Genomic DNA, 23,706 nt, shown 5'->3' with positions numbered 1-23,706 from the left:
GTGCGCTGCCGTCGGCAAGACGAGTGCGATGTCCCCGGACCCTGCGGGCGCCGTACGGGCGCTGAACCACCGCCACACGGGCGGCGGTTCACTGCCGCCCTCCGCCCCTCCGGAACCACCAGACGCGCTACCCCTCCCTTTCAGTCCCTGGCGGTCTAGTCGTTAAAGAGAGTCTCATGACGCAATACATACAGGATCCAGCACTCTGGGCCCTGATCGCAGGCACGCCTCTCGCTGCAACTGCCATATTCCGCGGGCGAAAGACGCAGGCGAAACTGCGCTCCGAGAAGGCGGAAGCGGAAAACCGCTACACGGATCTTGAGAACCATTACTCCACGGCGGTCCAGGAGGCTCAGGTCCGCGCGGAAGAGGCCACCAAGAGCGCGCTGAAATCCGCCATGCGAACGCTTCAGGGTCTCGCCAACGAGCAGCAGCTGGCCATTTCCAAGCTCCAGGACAGGTACGGCGAGCACCACATTCTCCAGGATCTGCTGGAGATCGACCACATGAACTCGCAGTTCGGCCGGCGCGCGCAGTCCATCGCCGTTCTCTGCGACGGCTGGCTGGGCCGTCAGCGGGCCGTCGCCTCGGTCTACGACGTGGTGCGTTCCGCGAAGGGCCGCATCCGCCACTACACCCGCGTCGACATCCGTTCCCAGAGCAATTTCGCGCTCACCAGCCGGGCCGTCGAGCCGGTCGCGCTGGCCCTCGCCGAACTGCTGGACAACGCGACCAGTTACTCGGCCCCGGACTCCCCGATCGACATCACCATCCGCACCGTTCCCAAGGGCGTCTGCATCATCATCGACGACGCCGGTGTCGGTATGAACGAGGAGGAGAAGAACCGGGCCGATCGGCTGCTGTCGGCACAGCGCGCGACGGGTGTGACGGGTCTGGGCAATCCGCCGCAGTTCGGCTTCGCGGTGATCGGTGTGCTGGCCAACCGGTACGGCTTCAACGTCTCCGTCGATTCGGCCTCTCCCTACGGCGGTGTGCGTGCCGTTGTGCTTCTTCCCGAGGACCTGCTGACCAATATGCCCGAGCCGGAAGAACCGCCGGTGTCCCATACGCCCACCGCAGCCGCGCCGGAGGAATCCGGTTCCACCGCCGGCGGTCTGCCGAAACGTCGCCGAAAGGGATCGATCTCCATCGTGCCGCGTGAAGATTCCGGCAATGCCTCGGTCCGGACCAGTGAGGAAACCGCGTCGATCATGGGCGCCTTCCAGCGCGGTACGCAGTCCGGTCGCTCCGCAACTCCGAACAGGGAAGGGCATGATCCTCAGTGAACAACGACCTGGCCTGGATGCTTGACAGCGCCCTGGAAGTGCCGGGTGCACGTCATGCGCTCCTGGTGTCCGCCGACGGTCTGCTGATGGCCCGCTCTCAGGACGTCCGGAAGGACGAGGCCGACACCGTGGCCGCCGCCATGAGCGGTATCCAGTCGCTGAGCCGCACCATGGGCGGCTTCTGCGGTGATCCGCAGATGAACTGGCGTCAGACCCTGGTGGAGTTCGACGGCGGCTGGGTCTTCCTCATCTCCGCCGGTGAGGGCGCGTATCTGGCGGTCTCGTCCGCCCCCGATGTCGACATGGCCGACATCACCTTCCGTATGCAGCAGCTCGTCGGGCAGCTCGGCAAGGTGCTGACCACTCCGCCTCGCGAAAACACGAGTATCCAGGCATGACAGCACCAGATGAGCAGGAGCCCGAGTCGGCCCAGTTAGTACGGCCGTATGTGATAACCAACGGCCGCGGCCGACTGGACAACGATCAGTTCAACCTGATCACTCTGGTCACCGCGTCCGACCAGGTCCGCCCGGGCCATCTCGATCCGGAGAAGCGCCGCCTGCTGGACCTATGCGCGGGAGGCTATCTCTCGGTCGCCGAGATAGCCGGGCACATGGGACTTCCGATCGGCATCGTCAAGATTCTGCTGTCCGATCTGTCGGCGGACGGCTATCTCCTGACCCGGGCCCCGGCACCTCCCGCCCAGCTTGTCGATGTTTCGCTCCTTCAGGAGGTACTGGATGGGCTCCAGGCCCGTTTCGGATGATGGCGTCTATCTCGCCGACCAGGTGCAGATCGCGGCCAAGATCCTCGTCGTGGGGCATTTCGCGGTCGGCAAGACGACCTTCATCGGCACCATGTCCGAGATTCCTCCGCTGCGCACCGAGGAGCGTATGACGCAGGCGGGTGCCCATGTGGACGACCTCATGGGCACCCGGGGCAAGACGACCACCACCGTGGCCATGGACTTCGGCCGTCTCACACTCAGCGACCGACTGGTCCTGTATCTCTTCGGAACACCGGGGCAGGAACGCTTCGTCCAGGTGTGGGAGGACATGACGCGGGGTGCGCTCGGGGCACTGATCCTGGTCGATCCGGAACGGCTGAAGGAATCCTTTCCGGTGATCGACCTGGTGGAGCAGTACGGGCTTCCCTATGCGATTTCCGTCAACCATTTCGACGGCACACCGGTCCGCCCCGATGGCGAACTGCGCGAGGCTCTGGACCTGTTGCCCGAGACCCCCATCGTCACCTGTGACGCACGTGACGAGAAGTCATCGGCCAACGCGCTGATGGCACTTGTCCGTTATCTACAGGAACGTACCCGCTAGGAGCAAGTATGGACACTCAATCGGACTTCACGGCGCCGCCGCCCGGCTGCCCCGCTCACCACACCGGGGAGCGGGTTCCGCTGTACGGGCCGGAGTTCGCGGCCGATCCGGGTGCCTTCTACGCGCATCTGCGCACGTACGGGCCGATCGCGCCGGTGGAGCTGTCCCCCGGCGTGAACGCCATGCTCGTCACCGACTATTCGGCGGCGCTTCAACTGCTCCAGAACCCCGACACCTTCCGGAAGGACGCGCGCCGCTGGCGCGAGTTCAACGAGGGCAGGGTCAGCCGGGACAACCCGGTGGTGCCACTGCTGGAGTACCGGCCGAACTGCATGTTCAGCGATGGCGCGGAGCATATGCGGCTCCGCCAGGCGGTGACGGACAGCCTGGCCCGGGTGGATTCGCACCGGCTGAGCCGGCATGTCGACCGCGTCGCCACCTACCTGATCGACCAGTTCATATCCCGCGGCTCGGTCGATCTACTCAACGACTACGCCAAGCTGCTGCCGCTCTTCGTCTTCAATGAGCTTTTCGGCTGCCCGGCGGAAATCGGTGACCGAGTCATCTTCGGCATCTCCGGAATATTCGACGGAATCAACGCCGAGAAGGCGAACGAAGTACTGACGCAGAGCGTTGGCGAACTGGTCGCGCTCAAGCGCAGCAAGCCCGGGGAGGATGTCACCTCCTGGCTTATGCAGCACCATGCCCAGCTGACCGATGAAGAGCTGGCGCATCAGCTCGTGCTGCTGCTGGGTGCTGGTGCCGAACCGCAGCGGAATCTCATCGCCAACGCCCTGCTGCTGTTGCTCTCGGACGAGCGTTACGCGGGTGGCGGCATGCTCGTCGAGGACGCCATGGACGAGGTGCTGTGGAACAGCCCGCCCATGTCCAATTACGCTCCGCACTATCCGGTGTCGGATGTGGACTTCGCCGGGACCCGACTGCATGCGGGCGACCTCGTCCTGGTCAGCATCGCGGGCGCGAATTCCGATCCGAGCCTCTCCGCCTCTCGCCAGGTGCTCAGCAAGCGCGCTCATCTGGCCTGGAGCGCCGGACCGCATGCCTGCCCGGCCAAGGACCCCGCTCAGCTCATCGGCCTGGTGGCCATCGAGAAACTCCTCAACCGGCTGCCCGACATCGAATTGGCGGTGCCCGAGTCGAGCCTGACATGGCGCCCCGGGCCTTTCAATCGCGGGCTGTCCACACTGCCTGCCCGTTTCACCCCCGTAGCGGCCCAAAAGCAGCCCTCCATGCCTTCTGTGCATGAAAGCTCTACGGCGAACGATTCCCACGGCCAACAGCGGAACAAGCCCGAAAAAGGCGGCTTGTGGAGCTCCTTCCTGGCCTGGTGGCGCGTATGACCTTTGCCACAGAGTGGTGCTGTTTTCCCACTGCATGAATGTTCTTTCGGCCGGGTATGCCATGACGCGAAATTCATGTTGGCCTAAATCCAATAAGGAGCTGTCGTGGGGCCTGTCGCCGTCGGCAACGCCGCCGATCGACGTCGTGCAGTGGTTTCACCCATATCCTGGCCGGGCGTACTGACTAATCGAACTCTCATTCCATCCATATCGCACTCCATACCAGGGGAGGCGCCGCCAGATACGAACGCCAGTGCGATAGGAATCGTCGCGGCACACCCCTTCCCCGCATCATGAGCGCCGGACTTTCCGGATTCCATCCGGACGGCCATGCGGAATCGCGGGCGCACACCGGACTGCTCGGCGACCTCGCCGCCGAGCAACTCCTCCGGCTGTGCGAAGTGGTGGAGCTGAGCGCCACGGACGCGACGGCCTACGCGCAGGTGCTGACCGACGCTCTCGGGCCGGTGGCCGAACGGCCGTTGGCGCTGCCGCCGCCCGCCCGGAGCTTCCTGTCCGACGACCACACCCCGGTCGAGTTCTCGCTCGCCTTCCTGCCCGGTGCCGCTCCGGGGCTGAGGGTGCTGCTGGAGCCGGGGTCCGGAAGCGACGACCTCGTGGAGAACGGCCGGATCGGCCTCGACTCCATCCGGGCGATGGCGGACCGCTGGGGTTTCGCCACCGACCAACTCGACCGCCTCGATGACCTGTTCTTCCCCGCTTCGCCCGAAGGGCCGCTGGCCCTGTGGTGCGCGCTGGAGCTGTGCCCCGGCGGCGTTCCCCGCGTCAAGGTGTACCTCAACCCGGCCGCCAACGGCCGGGACCGGACCGCCGAGACCGTACGCGAAGCGCTGGGCAGGCTCGGCCACCGTCAGGCGTTCTACGCCCTGCCCCCGGCCGACGCCTATCCGTTCCTCGCCCTGGACCTCGGGGACTGGGACACACCACGGGCGAAGCTCTACCTCACCCACCACGGGCTGTCCGCCGCCGAGGCCGGTGTCCTCCCCCGGAACACACCCCATCCGGGCCAGGAGCGGATCGAAGGGTTCTTCCGCACCGTCGGGGGCTTCCCCGAGGGCGGCGGGGGACGGCTGAGCGGACGCCCCGCCCTCTCCTGCCATTCCTTCACGGAGACGGCGACCGGCCTGCCCAGCGGCTTCACCATCCACGTCCCCGTCCGCGACTACGTCCGCCACGACGGACAGGCGCGGGAACGAGCGGTGGCCGTGCTGCGGTCGCACGGCATCGACAGCACCTGGCTGGACCGGGCGCTGGCCGCCGTGACCTCGCGCCAACTGGAGGACGGTGTGGGCCTGATCGCCTATGTGGCGCTGGTCCACGAACGGCACCGGCCGCCGCGGGTGACCGTCTACGTCTCCTCGGAGGCGTACGCGGTACGGCCGCCCCTCGAGGCACTTCCGTCCCACGAGCGTGCGGGCGCGGCGCTGTGACACACCACGAGCAGACTGAGCAAGAGAAAAGACAGGAGCAGAGATCAGCGTGGAACCGTACCGGATCAAGGTCGTCGAACCCATACCCGTGACGACGCGGGAACAGCGCGAAGAAGCGCTGAAGCGCGTCAACTACAACCTCTTCGACCTGCGCGCCGACGAGGTGACCATCGACCTCCTCACCGACTCGGGCACCGGTGCGCTGTCGGCCGCGCAGCTCGCCGCGGGCATGGCCGGGGATGAGTCCTACTCGGGCTCCCGCTCCTACTACCGGTTCCACGAGACCGTGACCGAGCTGACCGGCTACGCCCATGTCCTGCCCGCCCACCAGGGCCGGGCGGCCGAGCGCGTGCTCTTCTCGTCACTGCTGAAGCCGGACTCCATCGTCCTGGCCAACACGCACTTCGACACCACGCGCGCGAATGTGGAGCTCAACAACTGCGAGGCCCGGGACCTGCCGTGCCCCGAGGCCAAGAACCTGGACAGCACAGAGCCGTTCAAGGGGAACATCGACCTGGACGAGCTCCGCCGCCAATTGACCGGTCCGGACGCCTCCCGGATCGCCGTGGTGGTCATGACCATCACCAACAACGGCGGCGGCGGTCAGCCCGTCTCCATGGGCAACCTCAAGCAGACCGCGGCCCTCTGCCGCCAGTACGGCGTACCGCTGTTCCTGGACGCCGCGCGGTTCGCCGAGAACGCCTGGCTGGTGACCCGTCACGAGGAGGGCTACCGCGACCGCACCCCCCGCCAGGTCGCTGAAGAAGCGTTCCGCCTGACGGACGGCTGCATCATGAGCGCCAAGAAGGACGGCATCGTCCACATCGGCGGCTTCATCGGAATGAACGACCCCGAGCTCGCCCAGCGCTGCGAACTGCTCCTCATCGCCACCGAGGGGTTCGCGACCTACGGCGGTCTGGCCGGACGCGACCTCGACATGATGGCCCAGGGGCTGTCCGAGGTGACCGAGCCCGCCTACCTCGCGGAACGCGCCGACATCGCCGCCCACCTCGCGGATCGGGTCCGCTCCGCAGGGGTCGACATCGTCGAGCCGCCGGGCCTCCACGCGCTCTACCTCAACGCCGGGCGGCTGCTGCCGCACATCCCGCCCCACCACTACCCCGGTCACGCCCTCGCCTGCCGGATGTACCTGGAGGGCGGTATCCGCTCGGCCGAGCTGGGCTCCCTCTACCTCGGTGAGGAGGACGAAGACGGCAACCCGATCAAGAGCGCGCCGTACGAACTGGTCAGGCTCGCCCTGCCGCGCCGGGTCTACACCCGCAGCCACTACGACCACGTCGGCGAAACCCTGGCGAAGATCGCCAAGCAGCCCGATACGGTGCACGGCTTCCGTATCACGGACCAGTCGCCGATTCTGCGCCACTTCCGGGCCACCCTCGAACCGGTGCCCGCGGCGGGCTGACGTCACACTCCCGCGCAGCGCACGGGCCCGGCACCGGTGGACTCCGGTGCCGGGCCCGTAGCGTCCCGTCCGGCGGCACGTTCCACGGCGTCGGCGGACATGGCGCCCGAGTACCCTCAGGCACCCGCCGCCCGCCCGTCTCAGGCCGCCGCGGAGTCCTCCGCGGCGCGTATCGCGTCCCGGTAGGCGCGGGCCGCGGCCCGCAGGGCGGTCTCCGGCTCGATGCCCTGCTCTTCCGCACGCACCGCGAGCGCCAGCAGTTCGTAGCCGATGCCCTCGCCCTCCGGGAGCCGGACATCGAGCCCGGCCGTCCGGGCGCGGAAGGCCAGTTTGGCGGTGAGCGCCAGGGCGGGCTGACCGAGCGGCACCCCTTCGGTGACCGAAGTGCGCTGCTTCTCGGCCGCCTTGGTGCGCAGCCAGTGCGCCTTGACGTCCTCGGGGGTCTCGGCGGCCTCGTCGCCGAACACATGCGGATGGCGGTGGATCAGCTTGTCCACGATGCCGCCCGCCACATCGTCGATCGAGAACGGCGCCTCCGGGTCGTCCTCGGCGATCCGGGCGTGGAAGACGACCTGGAGCAGCACATCGCCGAGCTCCTCGCGCAGCGCCTCGCGGTCACCGTCCTCGATGGCCTCGACGAGTTCGTACGCCTCCTCGATACCGTACTTCACCAGCTCCGCGTTGGTTCGGGTGCCGCTCCACGGGCATTCGGCCCGGATCCGGTCCATGATCTGCACCAGGTCGAGCAGCCGCGCGCCCGGGAGGTCGTAGGAGCCGGGCAGCAGCTCCAGATCGGGCATGGATTCACGGCCGGAACCGGCCAGCCTCGCCAGCCCGTCGGTCAGCTCCGACTCCCCCTCCGCCGAGGTGATCACCACAACGCTCCGGCCGCCGCCGGTCCGGCAGTGGTCGACCAGCTCCCGCGCGGTCGGCACCGCCCGCTCCACCGTGATCCCCGCCTCCCGCAGATAGGGCAGCTGCGGATGGCCGGGGTCACCGCACAGCACCCGGTCCGCCTCGCGCAGCGCCTGCCACGCGGGCCAGGACAGCAGTCCGGGCGCCACCCGGTGGCTGGTGGTGAGAAGGACGATACGGCCGGTGGCGGCGGCGTCGGCCAGGGCTGCGGAGTCTGGTGCGGTCACCCTTGCAACGTAACTTACGCCTGCTCCGGGGAGCCGCCCGAGGTGCGCAGCCATGCCTCCTTGGCGATCACCGCGGTGCCCTGGTTGTCGTCCCACTTCCCGTAGCGCGGGTTGACCTGGATGTCGAGCGCCTTGGAGGTACGGGCGAAGACCGCGTTGACCTTGGTGGTGCCCAGTTTGCGCAGCAGCGCGCTGCGGGTGAGGTCCATCCGGACGGCCTGGTCGATCCGGTCCGGCGCGATGCCCTGCTCCACATAGAGGGCGCGCAGCGCGGCGGCGCCACCCGCCTGCTGCTCGGCGGCGCCGCGGGCCCGCTGCACCTCGCGGCGAGTGACGCCGACGCCGTTGTCCTTGCCCGCCCGCTCGATGACCCGGAACTGGATCATGCGGATCAGGGTGTCCTGGCTCAGCCTGCCGCCGGCCGCGAGGAGCTGGTCGGCCTTGGGTGAGCCGCGCTGCGCGTCCCGTACGTCCTTCACCTGCGCCTGGAGCTGCGAGACGGTGATCCGGCTTCCGTCCACGACGGCGGCGGCACCGGGGCGCGGGGCCTCTCCGCAGGCCGTGAGGAGCGGGGCGGAGAGCAGCAGGGCGGACGCGGCGGAGACGGAGAGCGCAGTACGGCGGCGGATCATTGAGCCTCCCGGCAGAGATCGTGCGGCGCGACAGACGATCTGGGTTTGATCGATGGTATGGAGTCGGCGCGGCCTAGGCCACTGCTTGGACAACGATTCACCGGCGTCTTGGTCAGCGCCGGGCCCGGCACCCGGTCTAACGGCCGCCGCGCACAGGCAGCCCGGTGTCCGGGCACCGGCCCAGCACCCGTGTCATCGCGTTCTTCTCCGCCCGCGTCACCCACACCCCGTACTTCTTCTTCACCGCGACCTGGTGCGCCACATAGTCACAGCGGTACGCCGTGTTGGGTGGCAGCCAGGTCGCCGCGTCCCCGTCGCCCTTGCGGCGGTTGGCGGAGGCGTCCACCGCGATCAGATTCAGCGGGTCGTTGGCGAACGCCACCCGCTTGTCCCGGTCCCACTGCCGGGCCCCCTTCTGCCAGGCGTCGGAGAGCGCCACCACATGGTCGATGTCGACCTTGCTGTGGCCGCGGACGAACCGCACGCTGCGGCCGGTGTACGGATCGTCGTCCAACGTGCCGGAGGCGACCAGGCAGTGGCCGCCGCGGAACCGCACCTTCTCCAGATCGCGCTTGAGGATGTCATCGCGCGTCCCGCAGCCGTTGTCATCGGTGTCCACCCATGAGCTGCCGAAGGCGCTGCGCTCATAACCCGTCTTCGGCGCCCGCCCCTTGACCGTGAGCGACGCCACTGCGGAGAGCGCCGGTCCCGACGGCCGGCCCCCTTCCGCCGAGCCGTCCTCGTCCCCGCCGGACCGGCAGCCGGCCACCGCGAACAGCACGGCCAGCGCCACCGCGGTGCCCCGCCCAAATCCCCCAAGCCGTCCAAGCAACCGACTCTCCCCCTTCGCGTATCTTTTCGCACAGACCGCCCACACGATAAGGACCCTGGATGGACACGGCCGCAGCAGTCCCGCCCGGCAGCACCACGGACGGGGCGACCGCCCCCACGGGCCGTACCGGGCTGCTCGCCAGGGCGAGTGCGCTGCGCGGACCGCGGCTGGACCCCTACGGGCTGGCCCTCGTCCTCTTCGCGCTCTACGCGACGCTGTCGGTCTGCCGCTACCGCCGGATGGCCAGCATGTCCTGGGACCTGGGCATCTTCGAACAGGCGATACGGGCGTACGCGCACTTCCAGGAGCCGGTGGCCGATCTCAAGGGCCCCGGCGCCAACATTCTCGGCGACCACTTCAGCCCCATCACGGCCCTGCTCGGCCCGGTCTACCGGGTCTTCCCCGGCCCCGTCACGCTGCTGGTGGCGCAGGCGGCCCTGTTCGCCGTCTCCGCCGTCCCCGTGACCCGTGTCGCCGCCCGGCTGCTGGGGCGTGGCCGCGGGCTGGCGATCGGTATCGCCTACGGGGCGTCCTGGGGCATCCAGCGCGCCGTGGACTTCGACTTCCACGAGATCTGCTTCGCCGTCCCGCTACTGGCCTTCTGTCTGGAGGCTGTGCTGCGCGAGCGCTGGTACGCGGCGATGCTGTGGGCCGCCCCGCTGGTCCTCGTCAAGGAGGACATGGGCGCCACCGTGGCCGCGATCGGCTTCGTCATCGTGGTGCGCACCTGGCGGACCCATGAGCAGCGGATCACCCCGCTCGCCGTCGGCCTCATGGTCTTCGGCATCATGGCCTCGGCCCTCGCGCTGGGCGTCATCATCCCCGGCTTCAACGGCACGGGCTCGTACGACTACTGGGACAAGGTCGGCGGCGGCGGCGACCAGACCGGCACCATCCCCCTCGGCACCGCGCTGCGCACCCTGTTGTGGATCCTGCTGCCGACCACCGGACTGCTGAGCCTGCGCTCCCCGCTGCTGCTGGTGGCCGTGCCCACGCTCGGCTGGCGCTTCCTCTCCCACGACGACCACTACTGGGGCACTGACTGGCACTACAGCGCGGTGCTGATGCCGGTGGTCTTCCTGGCTCTGGTCGACGCCGTGGCCCGGACCCGCGACAGCCGCCGGGCCTGGCTCGCCTCGTACTCCCGCCAACTGCCCGCCGCGGTGTGCGGGGCGGCCCTGGCGCTGTCGTCCGCCATGCCGCTGTACGACCTCACCAAGGGGGACACCTACGAGAAGTCCCCGTCGGTCAGCGCGGTGGAACGGCTGCTGGACCGGATACCGGACGGGGCGTCGGTGGAGGCCAACGTGGGGCCGATATCCCGGCTCACCGACCGCTGCCGGGTGCTGTGGGTGGGCGCGGCCCGCGGTGTCGAACCGGACTACATAGCCCTCCAGGAGCCGGAGCGCAGTATGGGCGAGGTGGTGCAGTACGCCCGTCAGCTGCACCCGGGCGCCACCTACGAGCCGTACGGCTCCGCCTCGGGCTACTTCGTCGTCAAGCGGCGCTGACCGCCGCCGCCCGGCCACGAGACAGCCGCGGACGAACGACGGCAGCTCGTGGCACTTCCCGCCGAGCGCTCAGCTCATCGGCTTCGGGGCGATCACGGCGAACGCCGCGCCCTGCGGATCCCGCACCACCGACATCCGGCCCGCCACCATGTCGAACGGCGGCTGAAGCACCGCCCCGCCCTCCGCGGAGAGTTTGGCCACCGTCCGGTCGACCTGCTCGACCGAGAAGTACACCATCCAGTGCGAGGGTGTGTCGGTCGACGCCCTCTCGGGCAGCGGCGCAAGCCCGCCCACCGTACGGCCGTCGACCGAGAGCGCGAAGTAGCCGTCAGCGCCCTCCATGGGGGTGGTCTCCACACCCAGCGCCTCGGCGTAGAACGCGGACGCCGCTTCCCTGTCACGGGTGTTGAGCTCGTTCCAGATCAACGCGCCCGGCTCGTTGACCAGTCCCGCACCGGCGAACCCCAGCGGCTGCCAGACACCGAAGACGGCCCCGGTGGGGTCGGCCGCCACCAGCATCCGCCCGAGGTCCATCACATCCATCACCGGCAGCAGCACGGTGCCCCCGGCGCGGCTGATCGCCTCCGAGGTGGCCTGGGCGTCGGCGGAGGAGAAGTAGGTGGTCCACACGGTCGGCGGCGGGGGCTCCTCGCCCATCGACTGGGCCGTCATGATGCCCGCCACCGGCCTGTCCTTCAGGGTGCACAGGGCATAGCCGCCGCTCTCCGGCGGGCCCACCTCCCCGGACCAGCCGAAGAGCCCGGAGTAGAAGTCCAGAGCGGCCTGCTGGTCGGGCACCATGAGATCGATCCAGCACGGTGTTCCGGGCTGGTAGGACGTGACTTCGGGCATGGCCGCCTCCCGGGTGCGCTCCGGCCGGCCCGGCGCCGGACGGGACCATCCGCTCTCCCCACCCTTCCCCCGATCCGTTCCGGCCGCCACTCGGCGCGGGCGGCCGGGACGGACGGGGCGGGAGCGGTGACAGAGCGCTTTGACAGAATTCCCTTCATGATCAATCAACGGGGGCAACAGCAGCCCTACGGCTATGGCCCAGCACCATCCGCGCCCTATGTCCCGCCGCATCCACCGCCGGTGCCCCAGCCACCACCGGCACCGCTCGTCCCCGAACCGGCCGGTGATGAGCGCCGCATGCTGGCGGCGACGGTCGACTTCCTACTCGCCTTCGGCGTCGGCACGCCGCTCGCCCTGCGGGTGCTCCCGCATTTCAAGGTCGAGGTGAACGACCTGGTCCTGTGGGTGGCCTGTGTGTTCGGGCTGTCCTTCGTCAACCAGGTCCTGGGGGCCTGGATCTTCAAGACCTCGCTCGGCAAGTGGATGCTGCGCATGCGGGTGGTGCGCGAACCGGACGCCGGGCGACCGGGCTTCTGGCGGCTGGTCCACCGCTGGCTGCTGGGGCTGACCTGGCTGCCGATGCAGCCGGTGCGCAGCCTGTGCTCCGCGGACGGCGATCCGTACGAAGACCACTGCAAGCTGGTGTATGTGCGGGTGAAGGATCTGCGGCGGCTGGGCCTCATCTGACCACGCGCCGACAACGCGCCGGGCGGCGGCCGGCCTTCGGGGCCGACCGCCGCCCGGCGGTGGTGAGGAGAGGGAGCGTCAGGCGCCGACGGCGCTGCCGGCCACCCACTCGTTCCAGTCCATGTTCCATCCGTTGAGGCCATTGTCCGGCTTGATGGTCTCGTCCGCGGAGTTCTTCACCACGACCACATCGCCGATCTGGGTGTTGTTGTAGAACCAGGCTCCGTCGGTGTTCGGGTCGCCCGCGCCCTTGGTGTCCGACAGGCCGACACAGCCGTGGCTGGTGTTCTGGTTGCCGAAGATGGACTTGGCGCCCCAGTAGTTGCCGTGGATGAAGGTGCCCGAGGTGGACAGGCGCATGGCGTGCGGCACGTCCTTGATGTCGTACTCGCCCTTGCCGTCGTCGCCCTTGAAGCCGACCGTGGCGCCGTTCATCCGGGTCTCCTTGAACTTCTCGGAGATCACCATCTGACCGTTGTAGGTCGTGTTCTCGGGGCTGCCCGCAGAGATCTTGATGGTCTTGAGGGTCTTGCCGTCGCGCACGACCTTCATCAGCTTGGTCTTGGCGTCGACCGTGCTCACCTGCGAGTGGCCGACCTTGAAGGTGACGGTCTTGTCCTGGACACCCTTGACCCCGGGCGACGCCTCGACGCCGTCCAGCTTCATCTTCATGGTGACGGTGGAGTTGGCCTTCCAGTAGTCCTTGGGCCGCAGGTCGAGCCGGGTCGGGCTGAACCAGTGGCCGACCACCTCCTGGCCGCTGCTGGAGGTGACCTTGATGTGGGACTCGATGGCCTTCTTGTTGGACACCTGCTTGTCGAAGTTGATCGACACCGGCATGCCCACACCGACCGTCGAGCCGTCCTCCGGCGTGAAGTTGCCGATGACGCTGTTGGTGGGCGAGATGGTGGTGAAGGACGAATGCTCCGTGGCCTTACGGCCCTTGGAGTCCTTGGCCGAGGCGGCGATCTTGTACTGGGTGGACCGCTCCAGCTGCCCGTTGGGCTTCCAGGTCGTCCCGTCGGGCGATATGGAGCCCGCCACGGTAGAACCGGTGGCCGCGGCGGTCATCTTGACGGAGGTGAGCTTGCCGCCGCTGACCTTGACCTGGGTGTCGCTGTTGATGCCCGCGCCGGTCTTACCGGTCTTCGGGGTGATCTTGATATGGGCGTCCGACGCGTCCTTGGCCGCCGCCTCGTCGACCTGTGACTGCGAGCCGCCGTCGTTCTTGGCGTCGTCCCCGTCGTCACCGCCGCCACACGCACCGAGCGTCAGTACACCCCCGAGCAGAGCGGCCACGGCCGCCAGCCCCCTACGGCGCTTGCCGTCCGTCATCACACGCTTCTCCATTTGACCTGGTCTTGACCTTGACCCCAGAAACCCCGGACCTAACCGACAAGAACGCCTGTACCTTTTGGCCGGTTCCTCGCACAGTAAAACTGTGCGCAAGGCCACTTAGCAAAGGCGCCGGTCAAGCCTACGACCCGCCGGTACCCATACCGGCGCACTCCAGTCCCCCCGGCGCCATATCACCGCGATCGGACCACCCACCCGCTCACAAAACCGGACAAACTACAAACTCTCGGTGTACACCCTTGCGCGGAGTGTGCGCAGCCGCCCGGACTCGCTTCCGTCCGGACCGTCGTTATCACTACGATCGGACCGACGACGGGGGTCAAGTCACCGCAGCCTCAAGGAGGATGCCGTAGTGTCCGCACGCCGACCGCTGCTGACGGCCGCCGCTGCCGGTTCGCTGCTGTGCGCCCTGTGGTTCGTCCCGTCGGCCAACGCCACGGTCGAGCGGACACAGTCGTCGGCCGCCCCCGCCGCCCAGCCCCGCACCGCGGGCCAGTCCGCGTCCGCCCCCGGGGAGAACCTCGCCGACACCGGCAGTGTGGACGTCACCCCGTATCTCGTCGGCGGTACGGCCTTTCTGGGGCTCGGGGTCGTCATGGTGACCGCCTCCGTGCGCCGGGCGCGCCCGGAGGCTTACTGATCGTCGGCCGACTCGGCCACCGTCCCTGCTACCGGCTCGTTCACCGGCCGCCGGTTCAGGCCAGCGGCCCGGTCACCTTCTCCACCGCCTCGGCCAGCTTCCCGGACCGTACGAAGACGTCGGCAGCGGCCAGGTCCGGCGCCAGATAGCGGTCCCCGCCGGGCCCCTCGACCCCGGCCGCGCGCACCGCCGCCAGCACCGCGCGGGTCGCGGGCGCGGGCTCCAGGCCCTCGCGCAGCTCGACCGCGCGGGTCGCCGCGACCAGCTCGACGGCCAGCACCCGGGAGAGGTTGTCCACCGCGGTCCGCAGCTTGCGCGCCGCGGACCAGCCCATGGAGACATGGTCCTCCTGCATCGCGGAGGACGGGATGGAATCCACCGAGGCGGGCACCGCCAGCCGCTTCAACTCGCTGACCAGCGCGGCCTGTGTGTACTGCGCGATCATCAAGCCGGAGTCCACGCCCGCGTCGCCCGCCAGGAACGGCGGCAGCCCGTGCGAGCGGTTCTTGTCCAGCAACCGGTCGGTGCGGCGTTCGGCGATCGAGGCGAGATCGGCAGCGGCCACGGCCAGGAAGTCCAGGACGTAGGCGACCGGCGCCCCATGGAAGTTGCCGTTGGACTCCACCCGGCCGTCCGCCAGCACCACCGGGTTGTCCACGGCGGCGGCGAGCTCACGGTCGGCGACCAGCCGGGCGTGTGCCAGGGTGTCCCGTCCGGCGCCCGCGACCTGCGGGGCACAGCGGATCGAGTACGCGTCCTGCACCCGCGGCGCGTCGTCCTGATGGTGTCCGGTGAGCCCCGAACCGGCCAGCACCCGCAGCATGTTGTCGGCGCTGGCGGCCTGACCCGGATGCGGGCGGATGGCGTGCAGCTCGGGCGCGAGCACCCGGTCGGTGCCGAGCAGCGCCTCCATCGAGAGCGCGGCCGTCACATCGGCGACGGTGAACAGCCGGGCCAGATCGGCACAGGCCATGACCAGCATGCCGAGCATGCCGTCGGTGCCGTTGAGCAGTGCGAGACCCTCCTTCTCCCGCAGCTCGACCGGCTCGATGCCGTGCTCGGCCAGCAGCTCGGCGGCGGGCCGCAGCGCGCCGTCGGGCCCCTCGGCCTCGCCCTCCCCCATCAGCGCCAGCGCGCAGTGGGACAGCGGCGCGAGATCGCCGGAGCAGCCCAGCGAACCGTATTCGTGCACCACCGGGGTGATCCCCGCGTTGAGCATCGCGGCCATCGTCTCGACCACGAGGGGCCGGACCCCGGTGTGGCCCGAGGCGAGGGTCTTCAGCCGCAGGAACATCAGCGCGCGCACCACCTCGCGCTCGACCCGCGGCCCCATCCCGGCGGCGTGCGAGCGGACGATGTTGCGCTGGAGCTGGACCCGGAGGTCGGGCGTGATGTGCCGGACGGCGAGCGCACCGAAACCGGTCGAGACCCCGTAGACGGGCTCGGGCTTGGCGGCCAGATCGTCAATCACCTGCCGGGCTCCGGCCACGGCGCTCAGCGCCTCGGCCGACAGCTCCACCCGGGCGCCGCCGCGCGCCACGGCTACGACGTCCTCGGCGGTTGTCCCGGACGTCCCCACCACAACAGTGTGCATATCCATATTCAGGCACCCTAGAGACTGAATCGCGACCTGTCACCTGTCGGACCGAAGGGCTTTGCGTCCGGCTTTGTGCAGGGCATTGCGTCGGGCATTGCTCGGGCATCGCGTCGGGCTGTGTGCCGGGCATTGCGTCGGGCATTGCGTCGGGCATTGCGTCGGGCATTGCTCGGGCTTTGCGTCCGCCCGTCCGGTACGGCCCCGGACCACCGCTTCACGGTCGGCGGCCACGGAAGCTGCGGCGCTCCGGGGGGTGGTCGGCGGCGGAGTCGGCCAGCCGGACCACGGGGTCGTCCGGGCCGCCGTCCCGCCCGGCGACGACCGGTTTCGCGGAACGGGCCGCCTTGGCCCGGTACTGGGCCGCGTCGGCCAGCCGGAACAGCCGCCGGGCCGACCGTATGGGGCCGATGGGATCGCCGGTGGACGCGACACCGCAGGCGACCCCCTCGCCCATCTCCAGCTCGGCGGCCCGGCGGCACAGCTCGTCCGCCACCCGCACCACCTCGTCGGCCGGGGGACCGATCCCCAGCAGACAGAACTCATCACCGCCCAGCCGGGCCACCAGGGCGCCGGGCAGCATGGCGCCGCACAGCGAGAGCACCGAGCCGAAACGTTCCAGCAGGCGGTCGCCCACGGCATGGCCGAGGGTGTCGTTGACCCGCTTGAGACCGTTGAGATCGCATACCACCAGGCTGACCACCGTGCCCTGCGCACGGTGCGCCTCCAGCGCCTGGTCCAGCCGGATGTCCACCGCGCGGCGGTTGCCGAGGCCGGTCAGCGGATCGGTGAAGGCCAGTCTGCGGACCTCCTCCAGCCGCTCGGTCTGGGCGAGACCGGCGGCGGTCACCGCGGCCAGCACGGTCGCGAAGTCGGCGTCGTCCCGACCGAACACCTCGCTCCCGGCCGGACGCGCCACATACAGCTCGCCCCACGCCCGCCCGTGCAGCACGATCGGCGCCACCACACAGCTGCCCCGCCCGCGCCGCCGCAGGGCGGCCACCCTCTGGTGGCAGTACGAGGCCGAGCCGGTGCGACGGCCCTCGGCCGTCTCCACCCAGGCGTGCGGCTCACCGCCAGAGGCCCAGCGCTCATGCAGGAACTCGGTGATCTCCGGGAACTGGTGCACCGGATACGACTCGTCCTCCGGCAGCGGCTCCTCGCCGTCCATCAGCTCGCCCACGTTCACCAGAACCCGCAGTCGGCCGCGCTCGCGCTCCCACACCGAAACCGCCGCGAACGTGCCGTCGAGGGCCCGCCGGGCGCTGTCGGCGGCGGCCCCGACCGCCTCGCGCGGGGTCTGCGCCGCCGCCATCGCCTGGGCGAGCCCCACCACGGCGCGCAGCCGCCCGTCGACACCGCCGGGACGCCGACCGGCCGCTCCGCCGGATCCGCCGTTCCCGTGGCCGCCCCCGTTGTCGCCGTAGTCGCCGTAGTCGCCGTTGTCGCTCACGACGGCCTCGCATTCTCGCCGCACCGCAGCTCTCGCTCTGCACTCCAGCGTAAGAACGTCGGAGACAATCCGCTGCGGGCCGTTCACCGCGGGTAGACGGCGGGCGGGCCGACCGGCAGGAGAGGGCCTACTCCCCCGGCCAGTCGGGGGTGCGCTTCTCGTTGAACGCGGCGACGCCCTCGGCCCGGTCCCCGGAGAATGCCACCGTGCGCCAGGCCGCGTCCTCGACCTCGAGACCGGCCTTCAGATCCAGGCCGTGGCCCAGCCGCAGGGCCCGCTTGGCGGCGCGCAGCCCGACCGGGGAGTTGGCGGCCATCCGCCGGGCCAGCTCCAGCGCCTCGGTACGGTCCTCGCCCTCCCCGGTCAGCCGGTCCACCAGGCCCAGCTCCCGGGCCTCCTCGGCGGGCACCCGGCGGGCGGAGAAGATCAGCTCGGCGGCGCGGGCGGCACCCACCCGGCGCGGCAGCAGCTGGGTGCCGCCACCGCCCGGGATCACCCCGACCGACACCTCGGGCAGCCCCACCACGGCGGTCGGATCGGCGACGATCACATCGCAGGACAGCGCCAGTTCGTAGCCGCCGCCCAGCGCATAGCCGTGCACGGCGGCGATGGTGGGCATCGGCAGCTCCAGCACCCCGGTGTAGGCGGCGCGCGAGCCCGGCCGGTGGCGCACCAGCTCGGCGTCGGTGAGGGAGTTGCGCTCCTTGAGGTCCGCGCCGACGCAGAAGGCCCGCTCATGGCTGGAGGTCAGCACCACCACCCGGGCCTCGCGGTCCTCCGAGAGGGCGGCACAGGCCGTGGCGATACAGCGCGCCATCTCGGAGGAGACGGCGTTCATGGCCTTCGGCCGGTCCAGGACCAGTTCGGCCACGAAGCCGTGCCGCCGGACCGCGACCCATTCGCCGTACCGCACCTCGTCGTGCTGCTCGCCCATCGGAAACCCTCCCGGTTAACGACCGTGAACCTGTCGCGAGCGATCATCGCAGCTCGACCCGCCATCCGGAACCCGCCCCCGGCCGCGCCCTCAGCGCGGACGGACCGACTCCAGGTAGTCCACACAGCGCCCCAGCAGCGCGACCAGCCGCTCCCGCTCCTCCTCGCTGAACTCGGCGGAGAGCCCCCGCTCCACCCGCACCGCACGGGCGTCCGCGTCGGCCAGCATCTCCTGGCCCCGCTCGGTGAGCCGGGTCTCCAGGACGTTCTTGTGCCACTCGTGCGGGGTGCGCTCGATCAGCCCGCGCTCCTGGAGGTTCTTCAGCAGCGTGTTCATCGTCGGCGGGGTCACCATGCACGCCCGCGCCAGCGCGGCGGCCGAGATACCCGGGTTCTCCGACAGGTGCAGCAGCGCCGCGTACTGCGGAACGGTCAGACCGGCGGGCTTCAGCACGGCGTGCTTGGTCGCGTTCAGCGCTTGCTCGGCTCGCTTGAGGTGGGAGCCCAGCCGCTCACTAGCGGGCATCGAGGTCATCTGCGCATCGTACGGCGGCATCAAAGATAAGTACCTTGACGATGATTAGTGTTCTAACTATGGTTCGAGTGCACCTCAAGCAGTGTGTTCAATCAACTCGAGAGGCTTCCATGCCCCGCACCCTTCCGCGCCGCACCCTGGCCGTCGCGATCACCGCCCTGGCCTCCGTACTGCCGCTGGCCCCCGCCGCCCAGGCCACCGCCCGCGCGGACACTCCGGCCGCGCGCCCGGCCGCGCACCACCCCGCCCAGCCCCGGATCTCCGCCGCGTACGAACTGCCCGGCGACCGGGTCTACCCCGAGGGCATCGCCGCCGATCCGCGCACCGGGACCCTCTACGCCGGATCGTTCGCCGACGGCACGGTCTACCGGATGACACCCGGCCGCCGGGTGGCCGAAGTCCTGCTCCCCGCGGGTACCGACGGCCGCACCACCGCCAACGGGCTGAAGGTGGACGGCGCCGGGCGGCTGTGGGTGACCGACTCCACGGCCGGAGTCTCCGTCTACGATCCGCGCACCCGCCGTCTGCTGGCCCGCTTCGACGTCCCCGGGCAGGGCGCCCGGTTCGTCAACGACCTGGCCATCGCCCCGGACGGCAGCGCGTATCTCACCGACAGCGCCCGCGCGGTGGTCTACCGGGTCACCCCGCACCAACTCGCCCACGCCCGCGCGCACGGCGGGCGCGCGGTCCTCACCCCGCGCTTCGACCTGAACGGCGCGATGGAGCCGCACGACCCGGGCACGTACACCCTCAACGGCATCGTCGCCGACCCCACCGGCCGCTATCTGCTCACCGTCGACATGACCGGCGGCGACCTCTACCGGCTGGACCTGTCCTCGGGCCGGATCCGCCGGGTGGCCCTGCACGGCGGCGATCTGCGCCTGGCCGACGGCCTCGAACTGCACCACGGCACCCTGTGGGCGGCGCACAACACCGGCAACGCGATCAGCCGCTGGCGGGTCTCGGCGGACGGCCACGCGGCCCGCCAGGAAAGCCGGTTCACCGATGAGACGCTCCAGGTCCCGACCACCCTGATACGCCGTCACGGCATGCTCTACGTGGTCCGCTCCCAGTTCGACAAGGGCGGCCCGCTGGGCGACGGCACACCGCAGACGCCGTTCACCGTCGCCGCCGTGACCGGCATCTGAACCGGAACCTGTCGCGCATCGGCGCCGGGCTCGACGGAGCCCTGCTCTAACGGAGGCGACGCCATCGCTTCAGCGCGGCCAGGACGGACGGCCTGCCCCGGGCCACGGAGGCGGCGGCCGGATCCGTCGGTTCGGCTCCCTCCAGCGGCTCCGGCGGCTCCGGCTCGGCCGCGTCGGTGTCGCCGTCGGTTCCGTCAGCAGACCGGAGGCCGAACGCCCCGTCGGCGAAGACTCCCGCCGCGTCGGCGTCGACCGAGGCCGCCGCCGTTGCCGTTGTCTCCCGATGCCCGGCCGGGCTCCCCGGCCCGGCCATCCCGCCACCGAACGCCGCCGGGCCACCGGCGGAGGCCGGTACGTCCGACTCCCCGGCCGAGGGCGACGCGGACACCGCCGGTGTCCCCGGCCCTTCGGCCGAGCCACCGTGTCCGGACGGCCCACCGGCGGGCTTGTCCACGGGGACTCCCGCCGGGCCGATCCCGGCCGGGTTCCACGGCTCGGCCGACGCGGCACCAGAGGGCTCCATCGGCCCACCGGCCGAAGCCGCCGGTGCCGCCGTGGTCCCAGTCGTTCCCGGCTCCGCCGCGGTGGGCTCGTCGCCGGGCCCGTCAGCAGGATCTTCCGCCGGAGCCGCCCCGGTCGCAGCAGATCCGGCGCCGGAAACCGCCGTTGGGCCGCCGGGCCAGGACGGTGCGGCCGGGCCCCCCGCCGGGGACTCCGGAGCCGCCGGAGTCGTCGCCTTCCGCTCACTCCCCGCGGGGGCCCGGTCTCCCGCGGGGACCGCGTCCCGGGCGGCGGACGTTTCCGCCGGTGGGAAGTGGGCCGGGAGGGCCACCAGGCCGCGCTGGTAGATGCCGGGGCGCCAGAGCAGTTCCTCCGGCGGGACGGCAAGTGCCAGGTCCGGGAGCCGGTCCAGCAGCCGTTCGATGGCCACGGCGGAGATCAGCCGGGCCGAGCTCCGCCCGGGGCACATATGCGGACCGGCGCTGAAGGCCAGATGGGCGCGGTTGCCCTGCGGGCTTCCCGCCACCCGCAGCGCGTCCTGGTTGGCCCCGGCGAAGCTGATCACGACGGGCTCGCCCTCGCGCAGCCGCACCCCGGCCAGGTCCACGTCGTGTCGGGGGAAGTGCACCGCCAGGTTGGCCAGCGGCGGGTCCGTCCACAGCACCTCGTCGAGCGCGTCCTCCACGAGGAGGCTGCCGCCGGAGAGCCCACCCGCGAACCGGTCGTCGGTCAGCAGCACCCGCAGCGCGTTGCCGATCAGGTTGATCACCGGCTCACTGCCGGAGGCCATCAGCAGGCCGAGCTGCTCGACGAGTTCCTCGTCGGTCAGCCGCTCCGGGTGGGCGATCAGCCAGGACGTGACATCGGCGGCCGGGCGGGCGCGCTTGAGGTCGATCAACTCCCGGAGGGCGTCGGCCACCAACAGGCCGGCGGAGCCGACATCCGTGCCGTCGAATATCTTCGCCATCCCCGTGAAGAGCCGGTCGGCTGCCTCGCGCGGACAGCCGAAGAGCTCGCCGAGGACCAGCAGCGGCAGCAGGGCCGCGTAGTCGCCGACCAGATCGGCTTCCCCGGTCGCGCAGAACAGGTCGATCAGGGAGTCGGCGATGCGCTCGACGTAGCCGCGCAGGGCGCCCGGGTCGATCCGGCTGGTGCTGTCGTCGATCGCCGCGCGGTAGCGGCGGTGCTCCTCGCCGTCCACCGCCGTGGCCATCGGCCGGTACCGGATCATCTGCGCGGCATGGCTGGAGTCGGGCACCCGGCCCTCGTTCCTCGCCCGCCACCGCCGGGGGTCCTTGGAGAACGTATCGGGGCGCCGCAGGATCTCCAGCGCGGTCTCGTAGCCCACGCACAGCGTCGCGGTGACGCCCGGGTCCAGCTCGACGGGGACCAGCGGGCCGTGGGTCTCCCGCAGCCGCCGGTAGACGGCGAACGGGTCCCGGCCGAACTCGGGGGTGTCCAGCGGTACCGCCCCGGTGCCGCCCTCGGCCCGCGCGGGACAGCGGGACGCCGGCACCGCTCCCGGCTGAGACTGGGGGCCGGGCTCATCGGGCTCGGTCACACATGGCTCCTGGCATCCGGGGGCGGATCGGACAGGCGGCGTACGGCGCCGGGGCGGTCAGCGCACCCGGTCCCGCCCACTCACCCAGACCCACTCGTGGATCTTGGCGCGCAGACTAGCCCACCCGGCTTCCGCGCCGGGGCCAGTTGTCATATCGGGCACGGTCAGCCGCGGCGGCTCAGCAGCCAGGGCTCCACGACCCCGAGACCACGTACCGGCCGCTGCCACATCGGCTGGAGCGCGAAGCGGTAGCCGGGGGGCTCCTCGCCCTCCTTCTCCGCGGCGGCGGCGGCCTCCGCGGCCTCCGCCTCCGACACCGGGGCCTCCCCGGTGCGGCTCAGCTCCTCCGCGAAGGCGCCGTCGACCAGGACCGCGTTCTTGGGCGCTATGGACGTGAGCCTGGCCGCCAGGTTCACCGTGGTGCCGAAGACATCGCCCATGCGCGTCGTGACGGTGCCGAAGGCGATCCCGACCCGCAGCTCGGGCATGGTCTCGTCGTGGGTGAGGGTCTCGATCAGCCGCAGCCCGATCTCGGCGGCGATGCCCGCGTCGTCGGCCGCGTACAGCACCTCGTCGCCCAGGGTCTTGATCAGCCGTCCGCCGTGGGCGGCCACCAGATCGGCGGCCGTGGTCTCGAACGCCTCGACCAGCTCGCCGAGCTCCTCCTCCTCCAGCCGCCGGGTCAGCCGGGTGAAGCTCACCAGGTCGGCGAAGCCCACCGCGAGCCGCCGGTCGACCATCTCGGCGTCGTCCGCGGCCTGGACCACCCGGCCGGTCGCCGCCGCCAGCTGCCGCCGGTAGACATAGACGAGGAACTCCTCCAGCTCCGGCAGCAACAGCTCGACCAGCGGATACGCGATCTCGGTGCGCGTCATCCCGGTCTCCTGCGGCTCGGTGAGCCCTTCCAGGAACGAGTCGATCTGCCAGTCGGCGAGCCGGGCGGTGGTCTGGCCGGTGGAACGGGCCACCTGGATCGCCATCGGCTCGCTCAGCAGCCCGGCCTCCACCAGACCGGACAGCCGCCGCAGGGCCAGGACATCGGCCTCGGTGAGCGCCTTGGCCTGGCCGATGTCGGCGAAGCCCATGGCCCGCCAGAACCGGGTGGCCAGCTCCACCGAGACGCCCGCGCTCCGGGCGGCCTGAAAGGGGGTGTAGCGCCTCTCGGCGCCGAGGATCAGCTGCTCCAGCCGGAGCGCGATCGGGTCCGGAGCGTCGGGGTCGGCTTCGGCGGTGTCCGCGGCGGCGGTGTCCGCGGCGGCGTGCTCCCGCGCCCCGGTGTCCCGTACGGCCGCGTCGGCGGCGTCGGCATTGTCGGCGGTGTCCCGCACACCGCCCTCCTCGGCCGTGCCGGAACCCGTGTCGTCGGCGGTCACCGCCCGCCCCCTGTCCGATCCCTGCGCAACTGCCTTCCGTTCCCTCTTCCGGTTCGGTTCCGGCTCGCCCACGGCCGCCCCGAACTGGACCGACCGCGACAACG

At 70.6% G+C, this 23,706-nt stretch carries 22 protein-coding genes; 11 read left to right on the top strand and 11 right to left on the bottom strand.

What is annotated here, in order from left to right:
* Nucleotides 1–176 precede the first annotated feature (176 nt).
* From AC4BEG_RS20560 to AC4BEG_RS20530, 7 genes are all read left to right on the top strand, one after another.
* Entirely contained in the window at nt 177–1,286 is a 1,110-nt protein-coding gene (locus AC4BEG_RS20560; protein ID WP_490701212.1) for an ATP-binding protein, read from the top strand.
* Nucleotides 1,283–1,684: a roadblock/LC7 domain-containing protein gene (locus AC4BEG_RS20555; protein WP_490701211.1), complete on the top strand. Its 402-nt coding sequence runs from the start codon at nt 1,283–1,285 to the stop codon at nt 1,682–1,684. Before AC4BEG_RS20560 ends, AC4BEG_RS20555 begins: the two co-directional genes overlap by 4 nt.
* Nucleotides 1,681–2,052 carry a DUF742 domain-containing protein gene (locus AC4BEG_RS20550; protein ID WP_490701210.1) on the top strand — a complete coding sequence of 124 codons (372 nt, stop codon included), beginning with the start codon at nt 1,681–1,683 and terminating at the stop codon, nt 2,050–2,052. Before AC4BEG_RS20555 ends, AC4BEG_RS20550 begins: the two co-directional genes overlap by 4 nt.
* Nucleotides 2,027–2,617 (top strand): GTP-binding protein, encoded by a 591-nt coding sequence (locus tag AC4BEG_RS20545; protein WP_490701209.1) that lies wholly within the window; start codon nt 2,027–2,029, stop codon nt 2,615–2,617. Before AC4BEG_RS20550 ends, AC4BEG_RS20545 begins: the two co-directional genes overlap by 26 nt.
* A gap of 8 nt (nt 2,618–2,625) precedes the next feature.
* Nucleotides 2,626–3,978, top strand: a complete 1,353-nt coding sequence (locus tag AC4BEG_RS20540; protein ID WP_490701208.1) for a cytochrome P450 — start codon at nt 2,626–2,628, stop codon at nt 3,976–3,978.
* Between the two features lie 293 nt (nt 3,979–4,271).
* The gene (locus AC4BEG_RS20535) at nt 4,272–5,429 is read left to right on the top strand and encodes a tryptophan dimethylallyltransferase family protein (protein ID WP_490701207.1); all 1,158 of its coding nucleotides are present in this window, start codon (nt 4,272–4,274) and stop codon (nt 5,427–5,429) included.
* Nucleotides 5,430–5,478: 49 nt separating this feature from the next.
* Nucleotides 5,479–6,852, top strand: coding sequence for a tryptophanase (locus AC4BEG_RS20530; RefSeq protein WP_490701206.1), 1,374 nt, complete (start codon nt 5,479–5,481; stop codon nt 6,850–6,852).
* 140 nt (nt 6,853–6,992) lie between these two features.
* Here AC4BEG_RS20530 and AC4BEG_RS20525 read toward each other — a convergent pair whose 3' ends face one another.
* From AC4BEG_RS20525 to AC4BEG_RS20515, 3 genes are all read right to left on the bottom strand, one after another.
* Nucleotides 6,993–8,048, bottom strand: coding sequence for a nucleoside triphosphate pyrophosphohydrolase (locus AC4BEG_RS20525; protein WP_490701205.1), 1,056 nt, complete (start codon nt 8,046–8,048; stop codon nt 6,993–6,995).
* Nucleotides 8,009–8,626, bottom strand: a complete 618-nt coding sequence (locus AC4BEG_RS20520) for a SurA N-terminal domain-containing protein (protein WP_490701204.1) — start codon at nt 8,624–8,626, stop codon at nt 8,009–8,011. The genes AC4BEG_RS20525 and AC4BEG_RS20520 overlap by 40 nt, the downstream gene beginning before the upstream one ends.
* Before the next feature lie 136 nt (nt 8,627–8,762).
* Complete coding sequence (locus AC4BEG_RS20515) at nt 8,763–9,458, bottom strand: HNH endonuclease family protein (protein ID WP_490701203.1); 696 nt, start codon at nt 9,456–9,458, stop codon at nt 8,763–8,765.
* Between the two features lie 59 nt (nt 9,459–9,517).
* On the opposite strand from AC4BEG_RS20515, the gene AC4BEG_RS20510 reads away from it, so the two are divergent.
* Complete coding sequence (locus AC4BEG_RS20510) at nt 9,518–10,969, top strand: DUF2079 domain-containing protein (protein WP_490701202.1); 1,452 nt, start codon at nt 9,518–9,520, stop codon at nt 10,967–10,969.
* Between the two features lie 69 nt (nt 10,970–11,038).
* Here AC4BEG_RS20510 and AC4BEG_RS20505 read toward each other — a convergent pair whose 3' ends face one another.
* Nucleotides 11,039–11,821, bottom strand: a complete 783-nt coding sequence (locus tag AC4BEG_RS20505; protein WP_490701201.1) for a VOC family protein — start codon at nt 11,819–11,821, stop codon at nt 11,039–11,041.
* A gap of 156 nt (nt 11,822–11,977) precedes the next feature.
* On the opposite strand from AC4BEG_RS20505, the gene AC4BEG_RS20500 reads away from it, so the two are divergent.
* Complete coding sequence (locus AC4BEG_RS20500) at nt 11,978–12,508, top strand: RDD family protein (protein WP_490701200.1); 531 nt, start codon at nt 11,978–11,980, stop codon at nt 12,506–12,508.
* A 78-nt stretch (nt 12,509–12,586) separates the two neighbouring features.
* Here AC4BEG_RS20500 and AC4BEG_RS20495 read toward each other — a convergent pair whose 3' ends face one another.
* Nucleotides 12,587–13,858: a L,D-transpeptidase gene (locus AC4BEG_RS20495; RefSeq protein ID WP_490701199.1), complete on the bottom strand. Its 1,272-nt coding sequence runs from the start codon at nt 13,856–13,858 to the stop codon at nt 12,587–12,589.
* Nucleotides 13,859–14,216: 358 nt separating this feature from the next.
* Here AC4BEG_RS20495 and AC4BEG_RS20490 point away from each other — a divergent pair, with 358 nt between their 5' ends.
* A complete protein-coding gene (locus AC4BEG_RS20490) occupies nt 14,217–14,504 on the top strand; it encodes a hypothetical protein (protein ID WP_490701198.1) in 288 nt (95 codons plus the stop codon).
* Nucleotides 14,505–14,559: 55 nt separating this feature from the next.
* Here AC4BEG_RS20490 and hutH read toward each other — a convergent pair whose 3' ends face one another.
* From hutH to AC4BEG_RS20470, 4 genes are all read right to left on the bottom strand, one after another.
* Entirely contained in the window at nt 14,560–16,104 is a 1,545-nt protein-coding gene (gene hutH, locus AC4BEG_RS20485; protein ID WP_490701197.1) for a histidine ammonia-lyase, read from the bottom strand.
* 211 nt (nt 16,105–16,315) lie between these two features.
* Complete coding sequence (locus tag AC4BEG_RS20480) at nt 16,316–17,413, bottom strand: GGDEF domain-containing protein (protein WP_490707145.1); 1,098 nt, start codon at nt 17,411–17,413, stop codon at nt 16,316–16,318.
* Nucleotides 17,414–17,678: 265 nt separating this feature from the next.
* Nucleotides 17,679–18,485, bottom strand: a complete 807-nt coding sequence (locus AC4BEG_RS20475) for an enoyl-CoA hydratase/isomerase family protein (RefSeq protein WP_490701196.1) — start codon at nt 18,483–18,485, stop codon at nt 17,679–17,681.
* A gap of 90 nt (nt 18,486–18,575) precedes the next feature.
* Nucleotides 18,576–19,019: a MarR family winged helix-turn-helix transcriptional regulator gene (locus AC4BEG_RS20470; protein WP_236076281.1), complete on the bottom strand. Its 444-nt coding sequence runs from the start codon at nt 19,017–19,019 to the stop codon at nt 18,576–18,578.
* Nucleotides 19,020–19,129: 110 nt separating this feature from the next.
* On the opposite strand from AC4BEG_RS20470, the gene AC4BEG_RS20465 reads away from it, so the two are divergent.
* Nucleotides 19,130–20,167, top strand: coding sequence for an SMP-30/gluconolactonase/LRE family protein (locus AC4BEG_RS20465; RefSeq protein ID WP_490701195.1), 1,038 nt, complete (start codon nt 19,130–19,132; stop codon nt 20,165–20,167).
* A 46-nt stretch (nt 20,168–20,213) separates the two neighbouring features.
* Here the strand turns inward: AC4BEG_RS20465 and AC4BEG_RS20460 are convergent, their stop codons facing one another.
* Nucleotides 20,214–22,229 (bottom strand): cytochrome P450 family protein, encoded by a 2,016-nt coding sequence (locus AC4BEG_RS20460; RefSeq protein WP_490701194.1) that lies wholly within the window; start codon nt 22,227–22,229, stop codon nt 20,214–20,216.
* A 164-nt stretch (nt 22,230–22,393) separates the two neighbouring features.
* A complete protein-coding gene (locus AC4BEG_RS20455; protein ID WP_490701193.1) occupies nt 22,394–23,602 on the bottom strand; it encodes an adenylate/guanylate cyclase domain-containing protein in 1,209 nt (402 codons plus the stop codon).
* Nucleotides 23,603–23,706 lie beyond the last annotated feature (104 nt).

It is taken from the genome of Streptomyces sp. JLBJ103 (genome assembly GCF_058215575.1).
The sequence above is the reverse complement of the archived record's forward strand: the minus strand, read 5'-3'. Positions and strand labels throughout refer to the sequence as shown.